The sequence below is a fragment of the Bacillus sp. WP8 genome (assembly GCF_000800825.1).
Classification (GTDB): domain Bacteria; phylum Bacillota; class Bacilli; order Bacillales; family Bacillaceae; genus Bacillus; species Bacillus safensis.
Map to the genome: position 1 here is coordinate 1,008,355 of NZ_CP010075.1, position 16,428 is coordinate 1,024,782.

Here is a 16,428-nt window from a genome sequence, read left to right on the forward strand (position 1 = left end):
TAAGAGAAAGAGGGAACGTACATGAGTATTGAGGAACGAATGAGCCAGCTTGAATATTATATGGAACTTTTATTGACGGCAACCGATATGAGCCGTTATCCATATTATGCGTTATTGATCAGGCAGCGTGTATCGAAAGAAGAGGCAGAGGGAATTGAGCGTATTTGTGCTGAGCTTTCAGAGGAAATGGATAAGCAAAAAGCACAAGGCTACGTCATGTTTGACGATCTCCTCGCGCTTTTTGCGGGACAATTAATTGAAAAGCTGGATGTTCATGAGACCATATTTGCTTTGCATGATCAAGGACTATTTCAGCCGTTAATGAATGAATTTATAAAGATCATTAAACAATTTGATTTGTGTTAGCCGCTTTTTCTGCTGCCTCAGCTGAGTTTTCAAGTTCCTCAGTCTTTTTCGTGACTTTTCCTCGCTCATTCAAAAAGTCCTTCTCAATGTTTGAAAACGATTTCTCAAAAATCTCCATGAAATCCTGACCATAAATGTTTCGGATGATGCACATCATTTCTAAAATCTCAGGGAATTTTCCGTAAATGTCATGAAGCGGCTGTGCGCCTTTGACAATACCAGTTCGTGCCGGGTCAAAATCTTCGAGTAGTTTATGGAATGTCTCTTCGCCTTTTGGCGTTAGCTCAATATACGTATTGCGTTTATCGTTTAACTTTTTAGAAAATTTTAAAAATCCTCGTTCCTCCAGTTTCTTGGAGAAGTTAAACGCCGTTGATACATGCATGACGCCAAACTTTGCAATTTCTGATATTGAAGCTCCTTTTAATTGATACGCAATCCATAAAATATGATGTTCATTGATATTTAGGTTATACGGTTTGATCCACTGCTGCCAGTCCTTTTCAATGGATTTCCAAAGAGCTTTGCTCAATTGGGCCATTCTTTGACTGAATAAAAGTGCTTCTTTTACATCGAAAGGCTGTTCCGAATGATTCATCCATTTCACCTACTTCTCTTTTTCTTGTAATTCTATTATGCCAATAAAATAAAGATTAATAAAGCTGAAAATTCAAGAATTTTTAAAAGTCATGAAAAACATTGACAAAATAACCTTTTTTCAACAAAAAAAGTGCGGGATACGCACCCCGCACACTTTTGTAAACGAATATTTTTTTGTGAGTATATTAGTTTTGTAAGGTTTTCTCCAGTTGTTTGAGCTTTTCCTCAATTTCCTGAATTTCCTTTTGTAAGTCCTGCTGATGAGGTTTGATTTCTTCACGCCATTGCTGAATCGATGTTTGCAATTCAGATCCGACTTCTTTAATCACCTCTGCGCTTTCTTTTGCTGTTTCCACAATTTGCTCTTTTAAAGCTTGTCCATCTCTTTTTAATTTTGTCAGCGTATCTTCGAATTTGTCATAGCCGTCTTTCACTTTTCCGCGCACATCTCTGCCAGAAGAGGGAGTCGTCAGGAGCACTGCCGCACCTCCGAGGAGACCGCCTACAAATAATCCTGTTAATAAAGAACGTCCACTAGCCATTCAAATCACCTCTAGTCAAATTTTACACATTCGCATGTTCTCTCTGAGCTGACGATCAGCTTCATTGAACTTCCATACATAGCTTGCTTTATTTTAGCATACTTTTGAAGAAAAGGGAGGGGAGAAGGTTGTCTGTCTTTCTGTTCGTTTTTATGTGTATCGTCATCGTTTTTACAGGTGGTTCTATTCATTATGCAAGACAGCTTGGGTATGCAGGGTCTTATCCGCCAAAACATGTCTTAAAACAAAAAGCACTTGTGTGTGCGGCAGGTGCAGGGATTTCGCTCCTCATTTTGCTGCTGACCCTTTTTCTTTTATAAAAGCATGAAAAAAACCTCTTCATCTATCATGAAGAGGTTCGGTTATTCGTTAAGCAACTTCTATCATTCTTGCACGTCTCAAAATGGACTGAGCAATTGGGAAGACAAATACCATAGCGATGGTATTAATCACAGCTGCTGGCAGGACGACGCCCACAAGAAGTGCCGGTAATGCAGCTGGCAGTCCAGTGATCAGTAAAGCGGCAGATAAAAAAATCACGCCGGATACGATGGTTCCAATCGCAGTTAACACAGCGGTCAGCACCACTTTGTTCTTTATCTTCGAGCAAGATAAGAAAAGGGCTAGGAAGATAAAGGCTGTCACTGGCTTATCAATCATATTCGGAATTTGTCCGCCTGGGAATCCCGTTGTTAATGCAGAAATGACTCCAGTCACTAGCGCAATCACGACGACATGCTGAACCTTTGGGAAAAGGATGATGCTTAAAAACATCATGACCAGCATCATATCAGGTTTCATTCCGAAGAAGATGGGCGGGAAAATCGTATGCAAAACAGCTCCCATTGCTGCAAGCAATGACATAATCACTAATTCTTTTGTTTTCATTTCTATGCTCTCCTCTGCTAAGCTCTTATAGGACTCTCCAATAATATGGCTCATCATTTATTGCAAGAGTCATGACTTTATATTTCTCGTTATTATAACAAATTTATTTCCCTATAGAAAAGCCTTTTTACTTATTTTCTTGCTGGAACTTTTTCATAAAGTCCGCAAGCTTTTGGCAGTCTTCAATTGAGACCGCATTGTAAATAGATGCTCTGCATCCACCGACAGAACGGTGGCCGGCAAGTCCAACCATTTGCTCTTGCTTTGCTTTTTCCACAAAGGAAGAAGTAAGTGCATCATCGCGAAGAGTAAAGGTGACATTCATATGCGAACGGCTGTCAGCACGCGCATGTCCTTGATAAAAACCGCCGCTTTGATCAATTGTATCGTAGAGAATGCCTGCTTTTTGTTCATTGCGTTTTTCCGCTGCTTCTACACCGCCAGCTTGTTTAACATGCTCAAGGACAAGCGACAGCATATAAATCGCAAAAGTCGGTGGTGTGTGATAAAGAGAGTTAGCTTTTGCGTGTGTTGAATATTTTAATATTTTTGGCGTACTGCTTTTCTCTTTCTCTAATAAACGTTTACGTGCGATCACAATCGTGATGCCAGAAGGCCCTAGGTTTTTTTGTGCCCCGGCATAAATGAGATCAAATGAAGAAACGTCTATTTTTTTGCTGAGAATATCACTGGACATATCCGCAATGAGCGGCAATGACGTTTGTGGGAACGTTTTCCACTGTGTGCCGAAGATCGTATTGTTTGATGTGATGTGTAAGTAAGCGCCATCTGTTAAACCGGAAGCATCTACTTCTGGAATATACGAGTAGTTGTCATCTTCACTTGAAGCAAAGACAGATGTCTGACCAAACCCTTTTGCTTCTGACAAGGCTTTTTCTGACCAAGCGCCTGTTTGAATGAAATGAGCTGTTTCGCCTTCATGTAAGAAATTCATAGGAATCATCGCAAATTGAAGACTAGCTCCGCCTTGTAAAAAGAGGACTTCATAATCTTCAGGAATGTCCATCAGTTCCACCAAAAGCGCTTTTGCTTTATTGTGGACTTCTTCATATTCACCGCTGCGATGAGAAAGCTCCATCACAGACATCCCAGTTTGTTTAAAATCAACAAGTTCTTCCTGTGCTTTTTGAAGCACTTCTAGCGGCAGTGCCGCCGGACCAGCATTAAAATTTGTCGTTCGCTTCATCACAATCTCTCCCTATTTCTCGCGTTAATGGATCAAAAGATAAAACCATCCTATCACAAATTTGAAGCATTTGGACAAAAAATTTGAATCGTTCAAAATATCTTACTATTAAAAGGTGAAAGCGATGAAAAGGGGCGAAAATAAGAAAAACCTCATCTGTTAAGATGAGGTAAGCCGCGTGTGGATGGCAGAAGAAATGTCTTTTAAATCCTCTGACGTGTATTGATCTTGATGTGATTTCCATACGGCACCAAAGCCATCGCCTTTGCCGTAGCGCGGAATGATATGCATATGGTAATGGAACACCGATTGTCCGGCTTTCTCGCCGTTATTGTTCAGGAGGTTTAACCCGATTGGTTCAAATTCCTGTTTGATCGCCCTTGCAATTTTTGGAATCGCTTGGAAGTAATGATTAGACACTTCTGGTGTCATCTCATAGATATTTTCTTTATGTATTTTCGGGATTACAAGGGTATGTCCTTTTGTTACTTGGCTGATATCAAGAAAAGCCAATACATGCTCGTCTTCATATACTTTTGCACATGGAATGTCTCCATCAATGATCTTGCAAAAAATGCAGTCGCTCACGCCATGTCACTCCTCATTATTTTTCCTTTATCGTATCACAAAAAGAAGCAAAAAAGAAAACAGGACAAGCGAACTCCTTTGGTCGCTCATCCTGCTCCTGCAGAAGAAATGCTGATGCTTTCATTCGATATGCCTTTTGAATTCTCTATTTACTGAAATAAAGAATTCATATGCCTGCTATTTCTGCCGTAAACACCTCATTTGACGTTTTGGTTTGTCGTATACATATTGTATAGGACACAAAAATCAAGAATCAGTGAAGCAAAACAGAAGCTAAGGTTTTTAGATGAAAAACCAACTTGTCATGCGGTTCTTTGCCTTTAACAAACACCTCATTTACTTATTGGTCATCAAGTTCATTTCTTCTACATACATTATGATGACCATAGCGCCTATTTTTTATTCATGACTCGTCTATAGGTAAACATTTCAAATTATCATTCGTTTTTGTTACTATAAAGGAAAAAAGAAAGAAAGGAACGAATTCATGTCCCTTCTCACTGTAAAAGATGTAACGGGTGGATATACGAAGAATCCCGTTCTAAAAAATATTTCATTTGAATTAGAAAGAAATCAAATCGTCGGTCTCATTGGCTTAAACGGGGCGGGAAAAAGTACAACCATCCGCCATATTATCGGGCTTATGAAACCGCATAAAGGTGTCATTGAATTGAATGGACGAACCCTTCAAGACGACCAAGAGGCGTATCGTTCACAATTTACATTTATTCCTGAGACACCTGTTTTATATGAAGAATTAACGTTAAAAGAGCATTTAGAGCTGACAGCGATGGCTTACGGTCTATCGAAGGAACAATTAGACGAACGGCTGCCGTCGTTGCTGAAAGAATTTCGGATGGAGAAACGGCTGAAATGGTTCCCTGCTCATTTTTCAAAAGGAATGAAGCAGAAGGTCATGATTATGTGTGCATTCCTTGTGGAACCAGAGCTGTATATCATCGATGAACCGTTTTTAGGGCTTGATCCTCTTGCGATCAATGCACTGCTTGAACGGATGAATGCTGCGAAGAAAAGCGGTGCTAGTGTCCTGATGTCAACGCATATTTTAGCGACAGCTGAGCGCTATTGTGATTCCTTTATTATTTTGCACGAAGGGGAAATCAGAGCGAAAGGAACACTGGCAGAGCTGAGAGAACAGTTCAATATGAGAGACGCGACACTCGATGATCTTTATTTGGAATTAACAAAGGAAGAAACCTATGAGTAAAACAACGCTTACTATTTGGAAATCAAGATTAGAGGAACACATACAAGAAACAAGAAAATACTTAAAATACATGTTCAACGATCATCTTGTCATTGTGCTCATTTTTTTCCTTGCAGGCGGAGCAAGCTGGTACAGCAGCTGGCTCAAACAGATTCCGGCTCACTTCCCATCCTACTGGGTGATGGCAGTTGTTTTCTCGTTAGTACTTACAAGCTCATACGTACGTACGTTAATTAAAGAAGCCGATCTTGTGTTTTTGCTTCCTTTAGAAGGGAAGATGGAGCCTTACTTAAAACAAGCTTTTAACTTTAGCTTCATTTCTCAGCTGTTTCCTCTCATTGCTGTATCCATTGTCGCACTTCCGCTTTATTCGGCAGTGTCTTCAGGAGGCATCACGGGGTATGTGCTGATACTGGCGCAAATGATTTTGATAAAGGGTTTGAATACAGCCATTCAATGGAGAATGACTTATTTTCAAGGAAAACACGTGAGATGGCTCGATGCAGCCCTTCGTTTTCTATTAAATATGATGTTGATCTACACCGTCTTACAGGCAGCCTATGTGATTGCAATCGTTTTTTATCTTATCTACGGTGTCTATCTCGTCTACTTAACAAATGCAGTGAAAAAACAGCCTTTTCAATGGGAACTGCATATTTCTGATGAATTAAAACGGAAGCAGCGCTTTTATCGTTTGGCAAACTTATTTACCGATGTGCCTCACTTAAAGAAACAGGTGAAAAGAAGAGCATACATGGACTGGATGTTGAAGTTTGTTCCTTACGATCAGCGTAAAACTTTTTCTTATATGTATGTGAGGGCGTTTGTACGCTCAAATGACTATTTTGGTCTGGTGTTTAGATTAACGGCCGTGTTTGTCCTGATTATTTTGTATACAGGTGCAGCAGGCTGGGTGGGTGCGTTGCTTGTCTTATTCACAGTATTTATCACAGGTGTACAGCTTGTGCCTTTAACGAAGCACTTTGCTCATCTTTCATTACAGGCACTTTATCCAGTTTCTCAAAAAGAAAAGGATCGAAGCTTTTTTGTTCTCGTCCGTAATGTGCTCATCATCCAATCGATATTGCTGAGCTGTGCGGTACTTCCAGCAGGAGGCTGGCAGGGAAGCGGACTTGCCCTTCTCATTTCTGTAGCGTTTGTGCTTGTCCTCTTTAAGCCTTACGTACAAAGCAGGTTAAAAAAGATGAGATAAGTGGAGGTATGTTATTTACAACGCGCGTATGATGACATCTAGGAGGGGACCGGATGAATGCAGCTGAACGGGAGTTGTATGAAGAAGCCATTCTTTTTCAAACACGTTTTTTAAGAAAACCTTCAAAGATCGAACGGTTTTCAAAAGGAGTTCAGCAGCAGGTGAACCGCCGAATTCCTGCCAGGTTTCATCAAGTCATCACTAGTGCAGTCAAAACAATGGTTGAATCCACCGTATCAGGATCACACTTCACTTCATTTTCAGTGATTGATGAACAATTATCTCTTGTAGAACGAAATGAACTGGCAAAGGATAAAGTGAAGTATTACCAGAAGGCGGCTGCCGTCGAAGGGATTGGAACAGGTGCAGGCGGTTTATTCCTTGGAATGGCAGACTTTCCGCTGCTGCTGAGCATAAAGATGAAATGCCTTTATGAGCTGGCGTGTATTTACGGCTTTGATTTATCTCAAAAGGAAGAAAGACTCTTTTTGCTCTGTATATTTCAACTCGCTTTTTCCAGCAGTGCACATCGTCAAAAAATGATGAAGATCATAGATGATTGGGAAACGAGCCGAGAGGAAATGGATTGGTACAGCTTTCAGCAGGAGTATCGAGATTACATTGATCTTGTGAAGCTGTTTCAATTAATGCCGGTCGTCGGAGCCGCTGTTGGCGGCGTGGCAAATCATCAGCTGACAGGACAGCTCGGAGAGGTCGCACGCCATGTATTTCACTTGCGAATATTGAAAGATATGAATTAGAAAAGCCGCTGAGGACAGCGGCTTCAGATTGTTGACAAAGGGCTAAAATAATTTTTATTTTAGCCCTTTGTCTTCTTTTCAGCACAGCGTGATAGAAAAAACCTTTTCAGTCTAGGAAGGACGAGCAGCGGAACGGAGCGAATTGGACATTCGTGAGCACCGGAGCGCAGACCTGAAACCGAATGCGAGGGTTTGTCTACACGCTGAAACCGCTGAGGACAGCGGCTTTTTTTTATTCATTGTAGGAAAGAACGGCGTTAGCGAGTACCTTTGCTGCGACAGGCATTGCTTTTTCGTTGATATCGAACTTTGGATGATGATGTGGATACACATCCTGGCTGTTTTCCGGCATGGCGCCTGTGTAGAAGAAGGTGCCAGGGACATGCTGAAGGTAGTAAGCAAAGTCTTCTCCGCCCATTTGGGTTTCCGCTTCTTTTACTTCTGTTACACCTTCCGTCTGTTCTGCGACGTCCGCAATATATTCAGTAGGCTTCGGGTGGTTTTTGACAGCTGGATATCCTCTCACATATTCATATGTGTAGGAAGCATCATGCATCTGGCACACCCCTTTTACCACCTGTTCAATTTCTCGTTCGATGATATGCCGTGCACTTTCTTCAAAGGATCGTGCAGTACCAGTTAAAACAGCTGAATCTGCAATGACATTAAAGGCATTCTCTGCGACAAAACCTCCAACAGACACTACAGCAGAATCAATCGGATTGACTTTACGGGCAACGACTTGCTGCAGGTTTGCGACGATTTGTGAACCGATGAGTACGGCATCTTTTGTTAAATGAGGCTGGGCACCGTGTCCGCCTTTCCCTTGGACTTGAATAGAGAAACGATCGGCGGCTGCCATAAAGTTTCCGCTTTTATAAAGAATCGTGCCACAAGGCTCTGAAGACCAAAGGTGCGTACCAAATATCACATCGACACCGTCTAAACAGCCGTCTTCAATCATTGGTTTTGCACCGCCGGGAGCATATTCTTCCGCATGCTGATGAATGAGGACGATCTTTCCTTTTAATTGGTCACGATGTGTATGCAAAACTTTTGCTAATACAAGAAGTGTCGCAGTATGCCCATCGTGACCGCACGCATGCATCACTCCAGGTTTTGTTGATTTGTAAGGTACATCTTTTTCATCGTGGATGGGAAGTGCATCAAAATCAGCTCTGAGGGCAATGGTTGGCCCCGGAGAAGCTCCTTCGATAAAAGCGAGTACGCCATGACCGCCCACCTGAGTACGCGTAGGGATTTGTAATGTATCATAGTAGCTGGCGATGAAAGCGGCTGTTTCTTCTTCCTGAAAAGAAAGTTCAGGATTCATATGGAGATGGCGTCTAATTTCAACCATTTCCTCATAATGTTCATCAAGACGTTCATTGATGCTTTTCTGTAAAGTGGATATTGTCATTGAATCGAAAACCTCCTTCATGCTCTTTTACTGATTGTATGGTAATTGTTAGAATCTTTCAACAGAAGAGGATTTCGTGGTCAGTATCAAAAGGTCATTTTGCATAAAAGTCGAAGTTGATATGAAGCAGGGAAAGGGAGGAGTAGCGTTGGGAAGCTGTCCAAATTGTTCAAAAACATTTTCTTTCGTCGAAAAGTTTCATTTATCACATACGAAAATGATGATGTGTCCAAGCTGCCGGCATCAAATCAAAGAAACGTTTGTCTCAAAAATGAGTTTTTTCATGATCTGTTTGATTCCGCTATTGGTGCTGCTCGTTCAATTGAAAGGTGCTTCACCTATGTTGAAATGGCCGGTCTTATTGGGTTGGATATTGCTGAATTTCTATGTGCTTCAGCCGATCATTCATCGGTACGAGCTGAAATCAAGCTCATAAAATGAAGAGCCCAGCGATTGGGCTTTTTTTCATGAAAAAAAGAAGTGCTGAGAGCAGCACTTCCTTAATTGTCTGTGACGGCATGGTAGGATGTGAGGTAAGCCGGACGAGAGAAAATGGAGCCTGTATCCTCGTGTGGCTGAAAGAATGCTTCTGATTCTTGAAAGTCTTGAAATAAGTCCTCTGATTCCCAAAGTGTCAAAATCAAATAAACTTCTTCATCTTTTTGAGGTCTTAAAACGCGAATAGCTTGGAAGCCGCGCTGATGTTCTGAGATGTTCGTCTTTTTCTGAAAGGTGGATTCAAAGAGTGCTCTGCTTTCAAGCTTAACAGGGATATGATTCAAGGTGACGAAACCAGATTGGACAAGCTCGCCTTTCGCATAAATCACATCATAGGCATGAGGGGCTTTAAATACAGTCTCACCCTCCGTTTCATGAAAAAGAGCTGCTTGTTCTTTCCCGACCATATAAAGCAGATTTTCCAGATGGTGTTTTTTTGCGATTTTATGCAAAAAATCTGCTGTTCCATATGTAATATAGAAATTCATCTAAACCGCCTCCTGCTTGATAGTATAACAAAAGAATGATATATAATTCTTTGGCAGTCAATCCATAAAACATATTATGAAGCAATACATCCCATACTATCCGTATAAAGGAATGAGGTGACCTAATTTGAAGAAAAAGAAGATAATCATTCCATTAGTCATTGCAGGAAGTACAATCGTACTCTCATTTATTGGCTATCTGACGATTTTATTTTTAGGACATTATGTCATAGATGAAAAGAAGCTTGTTTTTCACGCTTCCTCCAAAATCATTGACCAGAATGGAAAAGAACTCACAAGCATGTATTCAGAAAATCGGGACCCTGTGTCGTTAAAAGAGGTGCCCGATAAAGTAGCAAAAGCCTTTGTGGCTGTCGAGGACAAGCGTTTTTATGAGCATCACGGAATTGATGCACAGTCTATTTCAAGGGCGGTTTATCGAGATATATTAGCAGGAGGAAAGGTAGAGGGCGGCAGTACAATTACTCAGCAGCTCGCAAAAAATATTTTTCTCACAAATGACAAAACCTTTCTTCGAAAAACGAAAGAAGTCATTATTGCCATTAATTTAGAAAGAGATTATTCCAAGGATAAGCTGCTTGAAATGTATTTGAATCAGCTTTACTTCGGCCATGGTGTTTATGGTATTCAGGCAGCAGCCAATTATTACTTTAGTAAGGATGTCAAAGATTTAACGGTCAGCGAAGGTGCTACTCTCGCTGCGATGCCAAAGGCACCATCTACTTATTCGCCTGTTCTACACCCTGATAAAAATAAACAAAGGCGGGACACCATCCTGAATTTAATGAACGAACAAGGATATTTGTCTTCAACAGAAACGGTAGAAGCAAAAGGGAGAACACTAGGCATTCATTTAAAAAAGAAATCAGAAACACCTTGGGTGGACAGCTATGTTGATCTCATCATAAAAGAAGCAGAATCAGAGTATGCCATTTCACATGAACAATTGCTTCAAGGCGGCTATACCATTAAAGTACCGATTGATATGAATCTGCAAAAAACTGCATATGATGCGATGAAGAACAACCGTTATTTCCCGGGAAAAAGCGGTTCTCCGGAAGGCAGCGCCGTATTTATTGATAACGAGTCTGGTGGAGTGAAAGCAGCCATTGGAGGACGAGAATATCAGGCGAGAGGCTATAACAGGGTGACAGCTGTTAGGCAGCCGGGATCTGTTTTTAAGCCGATCGCGGTGTACGGTCCGGCAATGCAGGAGAAAAAATTCAGACCTTATTCGCTGCTTGAAGACAAAGAAAAAAGCTATGACGGCTACTCACCTAAGAATTACGATGGGCAGTATGAGGGCCGGGTCACAATGATGGAAGCCCTCATGAAAAGTAAAAATACCGCTGCTGTGTGGACGTTAAGCCAGCTGGGCATTGATACGTCGAAGTCATATCTCGAGAAAATGGGGATAGATATCTCTGATAAAGGCTTAGCTATTGCGCTTGGCGGTTTAGAAAAAGGAGTTTCGCCATTACAGATCGCTGGAGCCTTCCATACATTTGCCAATGAAGGCGTATATAAAAAGCCTTTCTTTATTCAAAAGATCACCAATGATGAAGGAGAAACTGTAGAAAAGAATCGTGGTAAGCAAGAACGAGTGTTTAGCGTGCAGAATGCATGGAACATGACAAGAATGCTTCAGCAAGTTGTCAAAGGCGGGACAGCCCAGAGCGGTTCATACGCTGGAGATTTAGCTGGTAAAACAGGGACGACCACATATTCGGGTGTGAAAGGTGCAACAAAGGATGCTTGGTTTGCCGGTTATACGCCTAGTACAACGGGTGCGATTTGGATGGGGTATGACAAAACCGATAACAGCCACTATTTAACTGGGGGCAGTCAATACCCAGTGCAGCTGTTTAAAGATATTTTAACAGCAGCTCAAATCACCAATGAAACGTTTGAAAAACCAGAGGGAATAAAAGAGCTTCAATCTCCTATCCATTTAGAGGGAGTATCAGGATTTGAAGCCCGCTATGCGTTTAAAATCAAAGGATTATTTACATTAGAGCTGTCTTGGGACAAGCAGGAGGATAAACGCGTTGAATACCGCATCTATGAAAAGAGAAATGGAGGCGAGACGCTGATCGACACAGTGACAGGCGTGGGCAGTTATACAATGCCGTATGCCAATGTATTTTCAAACGCAGAGTATAAAGTTGTTCCATATAATACCCAAACACAAGAAGAAGGCGAAGGCAGTGCGTATGTCAAGCCAGAGTCTTTTGGACGTTAATATTCGGCGATTTTTTGAACATTGAGCCGCTTTAGTATACCGTGCCTTGAAAACGCGGTATAGTAAAAGCAGTGTTTGAGCCTTATGCAAAGAGAGTGTAAGGCGAAAGGTGGAATGAAAGGTAATGGGAAAAACGAAGGTTTTTAATGACACGTTCTTAAAGGCGTGTAAAGGGGAAAAAACAGACCATGTACCAGTTTGGTATATGAGACAGGCAGGACGCTCACAGCCTGAATATCGTGCCCTTAAAGAAAAATACGGGCTATTTGAAATTACGCATCAGCCAGAGTTATGTGCTTATGTAACAAGACTTCCTGTAGAACAATATGGTGTAGATGCTGCTATTTTATATAAAGATATTATGACCCCGCTTCCGGCTATTGGAGTGGACGTAGAAATTAAAAATGGAATTGGACCTGTGATTGATGCACCGATTCGATCTAAAGCAGATATCGAACGTCTTGGGGAACTTCATCCTGAAGAAGACCTGCCATATGTGCTTGATACCATTCAGCTTTTAACGAAGGAGCAGCTGAATGTTCCACTTATCGGTTTTGCTGGCGCACCATTTACGATGGCAAGCTATATGATTGAAGGCGGTCCATCTAAAAATTATCATAAAACAAAGGCGCTGATGTACAGTGATCCTGAGGCGTGGATGCTGCTCATGAACAAGTTAGCTGATATGACGATCACGTACATACGCGCGCAGGTAAAAGCCGGGGTCAGTGCATTTCAAATTTTCGACTCATGGGTTGGCGCTTTAAATGCAGCAGATTACCGGACATTCATTAAGCCTGTCATGCAGCGAATTTTCACAGAGCTGAAGTCTGAAAATGTCCCAATGATCATGTATGGAGTTGGTGCAAGCCATCTAGCGAAAGACTGGCACGATCTGCCGCTTGATGTGGTTGGACTGGATTGGCGTATGAGTGTAGATGAAGCGAGAAAAGAAGGGCTCACAAAAACGTTACAGGGGAACCTTGATCCAACCATCTTACTTGCTCCTTGGGAAGTCATTGAAGAAAGAGCAAAAGATATTTTAGATCAAGGAATGAAATCAGATCACTTTATCTTTAACTTAGGTCATGGGGTATTTCCTGATGTTTCACCAGATACGTTAAAGAAGCTGACAGATTTTATTCACGATTATTCAGCGAAATATAAAAAATCATCCATCTAAACTATTTCAAATGATCTGAAGGAGTGTTGGTTGTGGAGAAAAAGAAAATGGGACTTCTTGTCATGGCATATGGCACCCCATATAAAGAAGAAGATATTGAACGTTATTATACACATATCCGCAGAGGCAGAAAACCGGAGCCAGAGATGCTGCAAGATTTGAAGGATCGCTACAAGGCAATCGGCGGTATATCTCCTTTATCAAAAATTACAGAACAGCAGGCAAATGGTTTGTGTGATCATTTGAACGACATCCGAGACGACATTGAATTTCATGTCTACATTGGCTTAAAGCATATTGAACCATTCATTGAGGATGCAGTTGCAGAGATGCACAAAGACGGCATCACAGAAGCAGTGAGTATTGTTCTTGCCCCGCATTTTTCAACCTTTAGCGTGAAATCGTATAACAAGCGTGCACAAGATGAGGCAGACAAGCTTGGCAATCTGAAGATTACGTCTGTGGAAAGCTGGTACGATGAGCCGAAGTTTGTGGACTATTGGGTGAAACAAGTGAAGGATACGTATGCATCGATGAGTGAAGAGGAAAGAGAATCAGCCGTACTCATTGTGTCTGCACACAGTCTTCCTGAAAAAATTATTGCAGCAGGAGATCCATATCCTGATCAGCTCGCACAATCTGCCAAAATGATTGCAGCAGGTGCAGGAATTGAACATTATGAAATTGGCTGGCAAAGTGAAGGCAATACGCCTGATCCATGGCTTGGACCTGACGTTCAAGACTTAACACGGGACCTATTCGAACAAAAAGGCTATAAAACGTTCGTATATGTGCCTGTTGGGTTTGTCGCTGACCATCTAGAAGTGTTATACGACAACGATTATGAATGTAAAGTTGTGACAGATGAAATCGGTGCAGCCTACTATCGTCCAGAAATGCCAAATGCGAAACCAGCATTTATTGATGCTCTCGCAACTGTCGTATTAAAGAAGCTTGACGAAAGCAAGTAATTATATAAAAGAAGGCGATCCTATGCATGACAATCAAAAACACCTTGTCATCATTGGCGGTGGCATCACTGGTTTAGCCGCCGCCTTCTATTTGGAAAAGGAAGTCGAAGAAAAAGGTCTTCCCATTCAAATATCTCTTATTGAAGCGAGCCCTAGGCTAGGTGGAAAAATACAAACATTATATAAAGACGGGTACATCATTGAACGTGGACCTGATTCATTTTTAGAAAGAAAGGTCAGTGGACCGCAGCTGGCGAAGGATGTTGGTCTCGCGGATCAGCTCGTCAATAATGAAACAGGACAAGCATATGTACTAGTCAATGAAACCCTTCACCCGATGCCAAAAGGCGCTGTCATGGGTATTCCAACTCAAATCAGCCCATTCATCACAACCGGTCTTTTTTCAGTTGCAGGAAAAGCGAGAGCCGCAATGGATTTCGTACTGCCAAAAAGCAAGCAGACAGAAGATCAGTCGCTCGGTGAATTTTTTAGAAGACGTGTCGGTGATGAAGTAGTTGAGAATTTAATCGAACCTCTTCTATCAGGCATTTATGCAGGTGACATTGACCGCCTCAGCTTAATGTCCACCTTCCCGCAGTTTTATCAAACAGAACAAAAGCATCGCAGTTTGATTCTTGGGATGAAAAAATCACAGCAGCATGCGAAAGCGCAGCAAGTGACAGCGAAAAAACAAGGGCAGTTCCAAACGATCAATCAAGGACTGCAAGCGCTTGTTGAAGCAGTAGAAAGCAAGCTCAAGCTGACAACGGTTTATAAAGGGACAAAAGTGAAGCAGATTGAAAAAACTGATGGGGGCTATGGAGTGCAATTAGACAGCGGTCAAACGCTTTTTGCCGATTCAGCCATTGTGACAACTCCTCATCAATCGATCTATTCCATGTTTCCAAAAGAAGCGGGACTTGAGTACTTGCATGATATGACATCTACTTCTGTTGCAACAGTTGCACTCGGTTTTAAAGAAGAGGATGTTCATAATGAATATGACGGCACTGGTTTTGTCATCTCAAGAAACAGTGATTTCTCTATTACAGCCTGTACGTGGACGAACAAAAAATGGCCGCATACAGCTCCTAAAGGAAAAACGCTATTGCGTGCTTATGTAGGGAAGGCTGGCGACGAATCAATTGTCGAACAGTCAGACCATCAAATCGTCAGCATTGTGCTGGAGGATTTGAAGAAAATTATGGATATTAAAGCAGATCCAGAACTGACGACAGTGACTCGTTGGAAGACGAGCATGCCGCAGTATCACGTCGGTCATCAGAAAGCCATTTCGAACATGCGAGAAACGTTTAAGCAATCATATCCTGGTGTTTATATCACAGGTGCTGCTTTTGAAGGTGTCGGAATCCCTGATTGTATTGATCAAGGAAAAGCGGCCATTTCAGAGGCTGTATCTTATCTATTTTCATAAAACAAACTCCCTTTTCTACCAAGGAAAGGGAGTTTTTCGTGTTCTCATCATTCAAAAAGAGTTGTGAATCATAAAAGTGAACAAAGTTGTTGCATCCGGAGAAAAGGATGTGGTATATTACTTTCTGTACTTAATGACCAAAACGTTCAAATAGTCATTTTGGGAGTGAGATCATGAGTGTTGATAGGAGACAAATGATTTTAGACGGGGCTACGAAGGCATTTACTCAATTTGGGTATAAAGCCACCACAATGGATCTTGTGGCGAAGCTGGCCAACGTCGGAAAAGGAACCATTTATACCTTTTTTAAAAACAAAGAAGAGCTGTTCGATGAAATTTTCACATCCCTTTTAATAGAGATGAGGAAAATTGCAGATGAAGCAATGGATGAGGAGAAAAGTTTCTCTGAAAACCTTCATTTAGCACTCTTTGCAATATTGGAATTTCGAAAAAACCACCAGCTCACAATCAAAATCTTTCAGGAAAATGCGGAGCTTGGCACATCAGCGGTCAAGGAAATGATTGAGAAGATGGAGCAAATGATCATTCGCTATGTTAAAACGAAAGTAAAAGAAGCGATTGATAAAGGCGATATTAAGCCATGTGATCCTGAATTGACTGCATTTGTGATGGTGAAACTATATATTGCACTTATTTTTGATTGGGAAAAGCGATACGACCCTTTAACAAAAGAAGAGGTGGCCGAGTCGCTGGAGCTTTATGTACTCAAAGGACTTTTAGCCGCAACATAATTTTTTTTAAGTTCAAATGACCAAA

Annotated in this window: 18 protein-coding genes; 11 read left to right on the forward strand and 7 right to left on the reverse strand. The window is 41.5% G+C overall.

The features are described 5' to 3' along the window. Positions 1-21: 21 nt before the first annotated feature. A complete protein-coding gene (locus QR42_RS04925; RefSeq protein WP_039177580.1) occupies positions 22-366 on the forward strand; it encodes a YhaI family protein in 345 nt (114 codons plus the stop codon). Here QR42_RS04925 and QR42_RS04930 read toward each other — a convergent pair. Together QR42_RS04930 and QR42_RS04935 are read right to left on the reverse strand one after the other, a co-directional pair. After that, complete coding sequence (locus tag QR42_RS04930) at positions 344-964, reverse strand: HTH-type transcriptional regulator Hpr (RefSeq protein ID WP_039177583.1); 621 nt, start codon at positions 962-964, stop codon at positions 344-346. The two genes, QR42_RS04925 and QR42_RS04930, sit on opposite strands and share 23 nt — an antisense overlap. Positions 965-1,151: 187 nt before the next feature. Continuing rightward, on the reverse strand, positions 1,152-1,508 hold the full coding sequence (locus tag QR42_RS04935; RefSeq protein WP_024425453.1) for a YtxH domain-containing protein: 357 nt from the start codon (positions 1,506-1,508) through the stop codon (positions 1,152-1,154). A gap of 128 nt (positions 1,509-1,636) precedes the next feature. On the opposite strand from QR42_RS04935, the gene QR42_RS04940 reads away from it, so the two are divergent. Beyond that, a complete protein-coding gene (locus tag QR42_RS04940) occupies positions 1,637-1,828 on the forward strand; it encodes a membrane protein YhzF (RefSeq protein ID WP_024425454.1) in 192 nt (63 codons plus the stop codon). Between the two features lie 49 nt (positions 1,829-1,877). Here the strand turns inward: QR42_RS04940 and QR42_RS04945 are convergent, their stop codons facing one another. The 3 genes from QR42_RS04945 to QR42_RS04955 form a co-directional block, all read right to left on the reverse strand. Then, positions 1,878-2,396 (reverse strand): tryptophan transporter, encoded by a 519-nt coding sequence (locus QR42_RS04945; RefSeq protein ID WP_039177586.1) that lies wholly within the window; start codon positions 2,394-2,396, stop codon positions 1,878-1,880. Positions 2,397-2,523: 127 nt separating this feature from the next. After that, positions 2,524-3,603 (reverse strand): 3-phosphoserine/phosphohydroxythreonine transaminase, encoded by a 1,080-nt coding sequence (gene serC, locus QR42_RS04950; RefSeq protein WP_039177590.1) that lies wholly within the window; start codon positions 3,601-3,603, stop codon positions 2,524-2,526. Positions 3,604-3,762: 159 nt separating this feature from the next. After that, positions 3,763-4,191 carry an HIT family protein gene (locus QR42_RS04955; protein ID WP_024425457.1) on the reverse strand — a complete coding sequence of 143 codons (429 nt, stop codon included), beginning with the start codon at positions 4,189-4,191 and terminating at the stop codon, positions 3,763-3,765. 487 nt (positions 4,192-4,678) lie between these two features. Here QR42_RS04955 and QR42_RS04960 point away from each other — a divergent pair, with 487 nt between their 5' ends. Genes QR42_RS04960 through QR42_RS04970 form a run of 3 tightly spaced genes read left to right on the forward strand, consistent with a single transcriptional unit; the run spans position 4,679 to position 7,393 of the window. Then, a complete protein-coding gene (locus QR42_RS04960; RefSeq protein ID WP_039177592.1) occupies positions 4,679-5,419 on the forward strand; it encodes an ABC transporter ATP-binding protein in 741 nt (246 codons plus the stop codon). Beyond that, positions 5,412-6,632, forward strand: coding sequence for an ABC transporter permease (locus QR42_RS04965; RefSeq protein ID WP_039177593.1), 1,221 nt, complete (start codon positions 5,412-5,414; stop codon positions 6,630-6,632). The genes QR42_RS04960 and QR42_RS04965 overlap by 8 nt, the downstream gene beginning before the upstream one ends. Before the next feature lie 53 nt (positions 6,633-6,685). Beyond that, positions 6,686-7,393, forward strand: a complete 708-nt coding sequence (locus QR42_RS04970; protein ID WP_039177595.1) for an EcsC family protein — start codon at positions 6,686-6,688, stop codon at positions 7,391-7,393. A 232-nt stretch (positions 7,394-7,625) separates the two neighbouring features. Here the strand turns inward: QR42_RS04970 and QR42_RS04975 are convergent, their stop codons facing one another. Beyond that, the gene (locus QR42_RS04975; RefSeq protein WP_039177597.1) at positions 7,626-8,813 is read right to left on the reverse strand and encodes a M20 family metallopeptidase; all 1,188 of its coding nucleotides are present in this window, start codon (positions 8,811-8,813) and stop codon (positions 7,626-7,628) included. Between the two features lie 283 nt (positions 8,814-9,096). On the opposite strand from QR42_RS04975, the gene QR42_RS19570 reads away from it, so the two are divergent. Further along, on the forward strand, positions 9,097-9,249 hold the full coding sequence (locus QR42_RS19570) for a hypothetical protein (protein WP_228285951.1): 153 nt from the start codon (positions 9,097-9,099) through the stop codon (positions 9,247-9,249). A gap of 64 nt (positions 9,250-9,313) precedes the next feature. Here QR42_RS19570 and QR42_RS04985 read toward each other — a convergent pair whose 3' ends face one another. Next, the gene (locus QR42_RS04985; protein WP_024425462.1) at positions 9,314-9,799 is read right to left on the reverse strand and encodes an antibiotic biosynthesis monooxygenase family protein; all 486 of its coding nucleotides are present in this window, start codon (positions 9,797-9,799) and stop codon (positions 9,314-9,316) included. A 127-nt stretch (positions 9,800-9,926) separates the two neighbouring features. On the opposite strand from QR42_RS04985, the gene QR42_RS04990 reads away from it, so the two are divergent. From QR42_RS04990 to QR42_RS05010, 5 genes are all read left to right on the forward strand, one after another. Further along, a complete protein-coding gene (locus tag QR42_RS04990; protein WP_039177599.1) occupies positions 9,927-12,062 on the forward strand; it encodes a transglycosylase domain-containing protein in 2,136 nt (711 codons plus the stop codon). Between the two features lie 124 nt (positions 12,063-12,186). Beyond that, on the forward strand, positions 12,187-13,245 hold the full coding sequence (gene hemE, locus QR42_RS04995) for a uroporphyrinogen decarboxylase (RefSeq protein WP_039177601.1): 1,059 nt from the start codon (positions 12,187-12,189) through the stop codon (positions 13,243-13,245). 32 nt (positions 13,246-13,277) lie between these two features. Beyond that, positions 13,278-14,216: a ferrochelatase gene (gene hemH / locus QR42_RS05000; RefSeq protein ID WP_039177603.1), complete on the forward strand. Its 939-nt coding sequence runs from the start codon at positions 13,278-13,280 to the stop codon at positions 14,214-14,216. Between the two features lie 22 nt (positions 14,217-14,238). Beyond that, the gene (gene hemY, locus QR42_RS05005; RefSeq protein ID WP_039177605.1) at positions 14,239-15,651 is read left to right on the forward strand and encodes a protoporphyrinogen oxidase; all 1,413 of its coding nucleotides are present in this window, start codon (positions 14,239-14,241) and stop codon (positions 15,649-15,651) included. 173 nt (positions 15,652-15,824) lie between these two features. Beyond that, the gene (locus QR42_RS05010; protein ID WP_039177607.1) at positions 15,825-16,403 is read left to right on the forward strand and encodes a TetR/AcrR family transcriptional regulator; all 579 of its coding nucleotides are present in this window, start codon (positions 15,825-15,827) and stop codon (positions 16,401-16,403) included. Positions 16,404-16,428 lie beyond the last annotated feature (25 nt).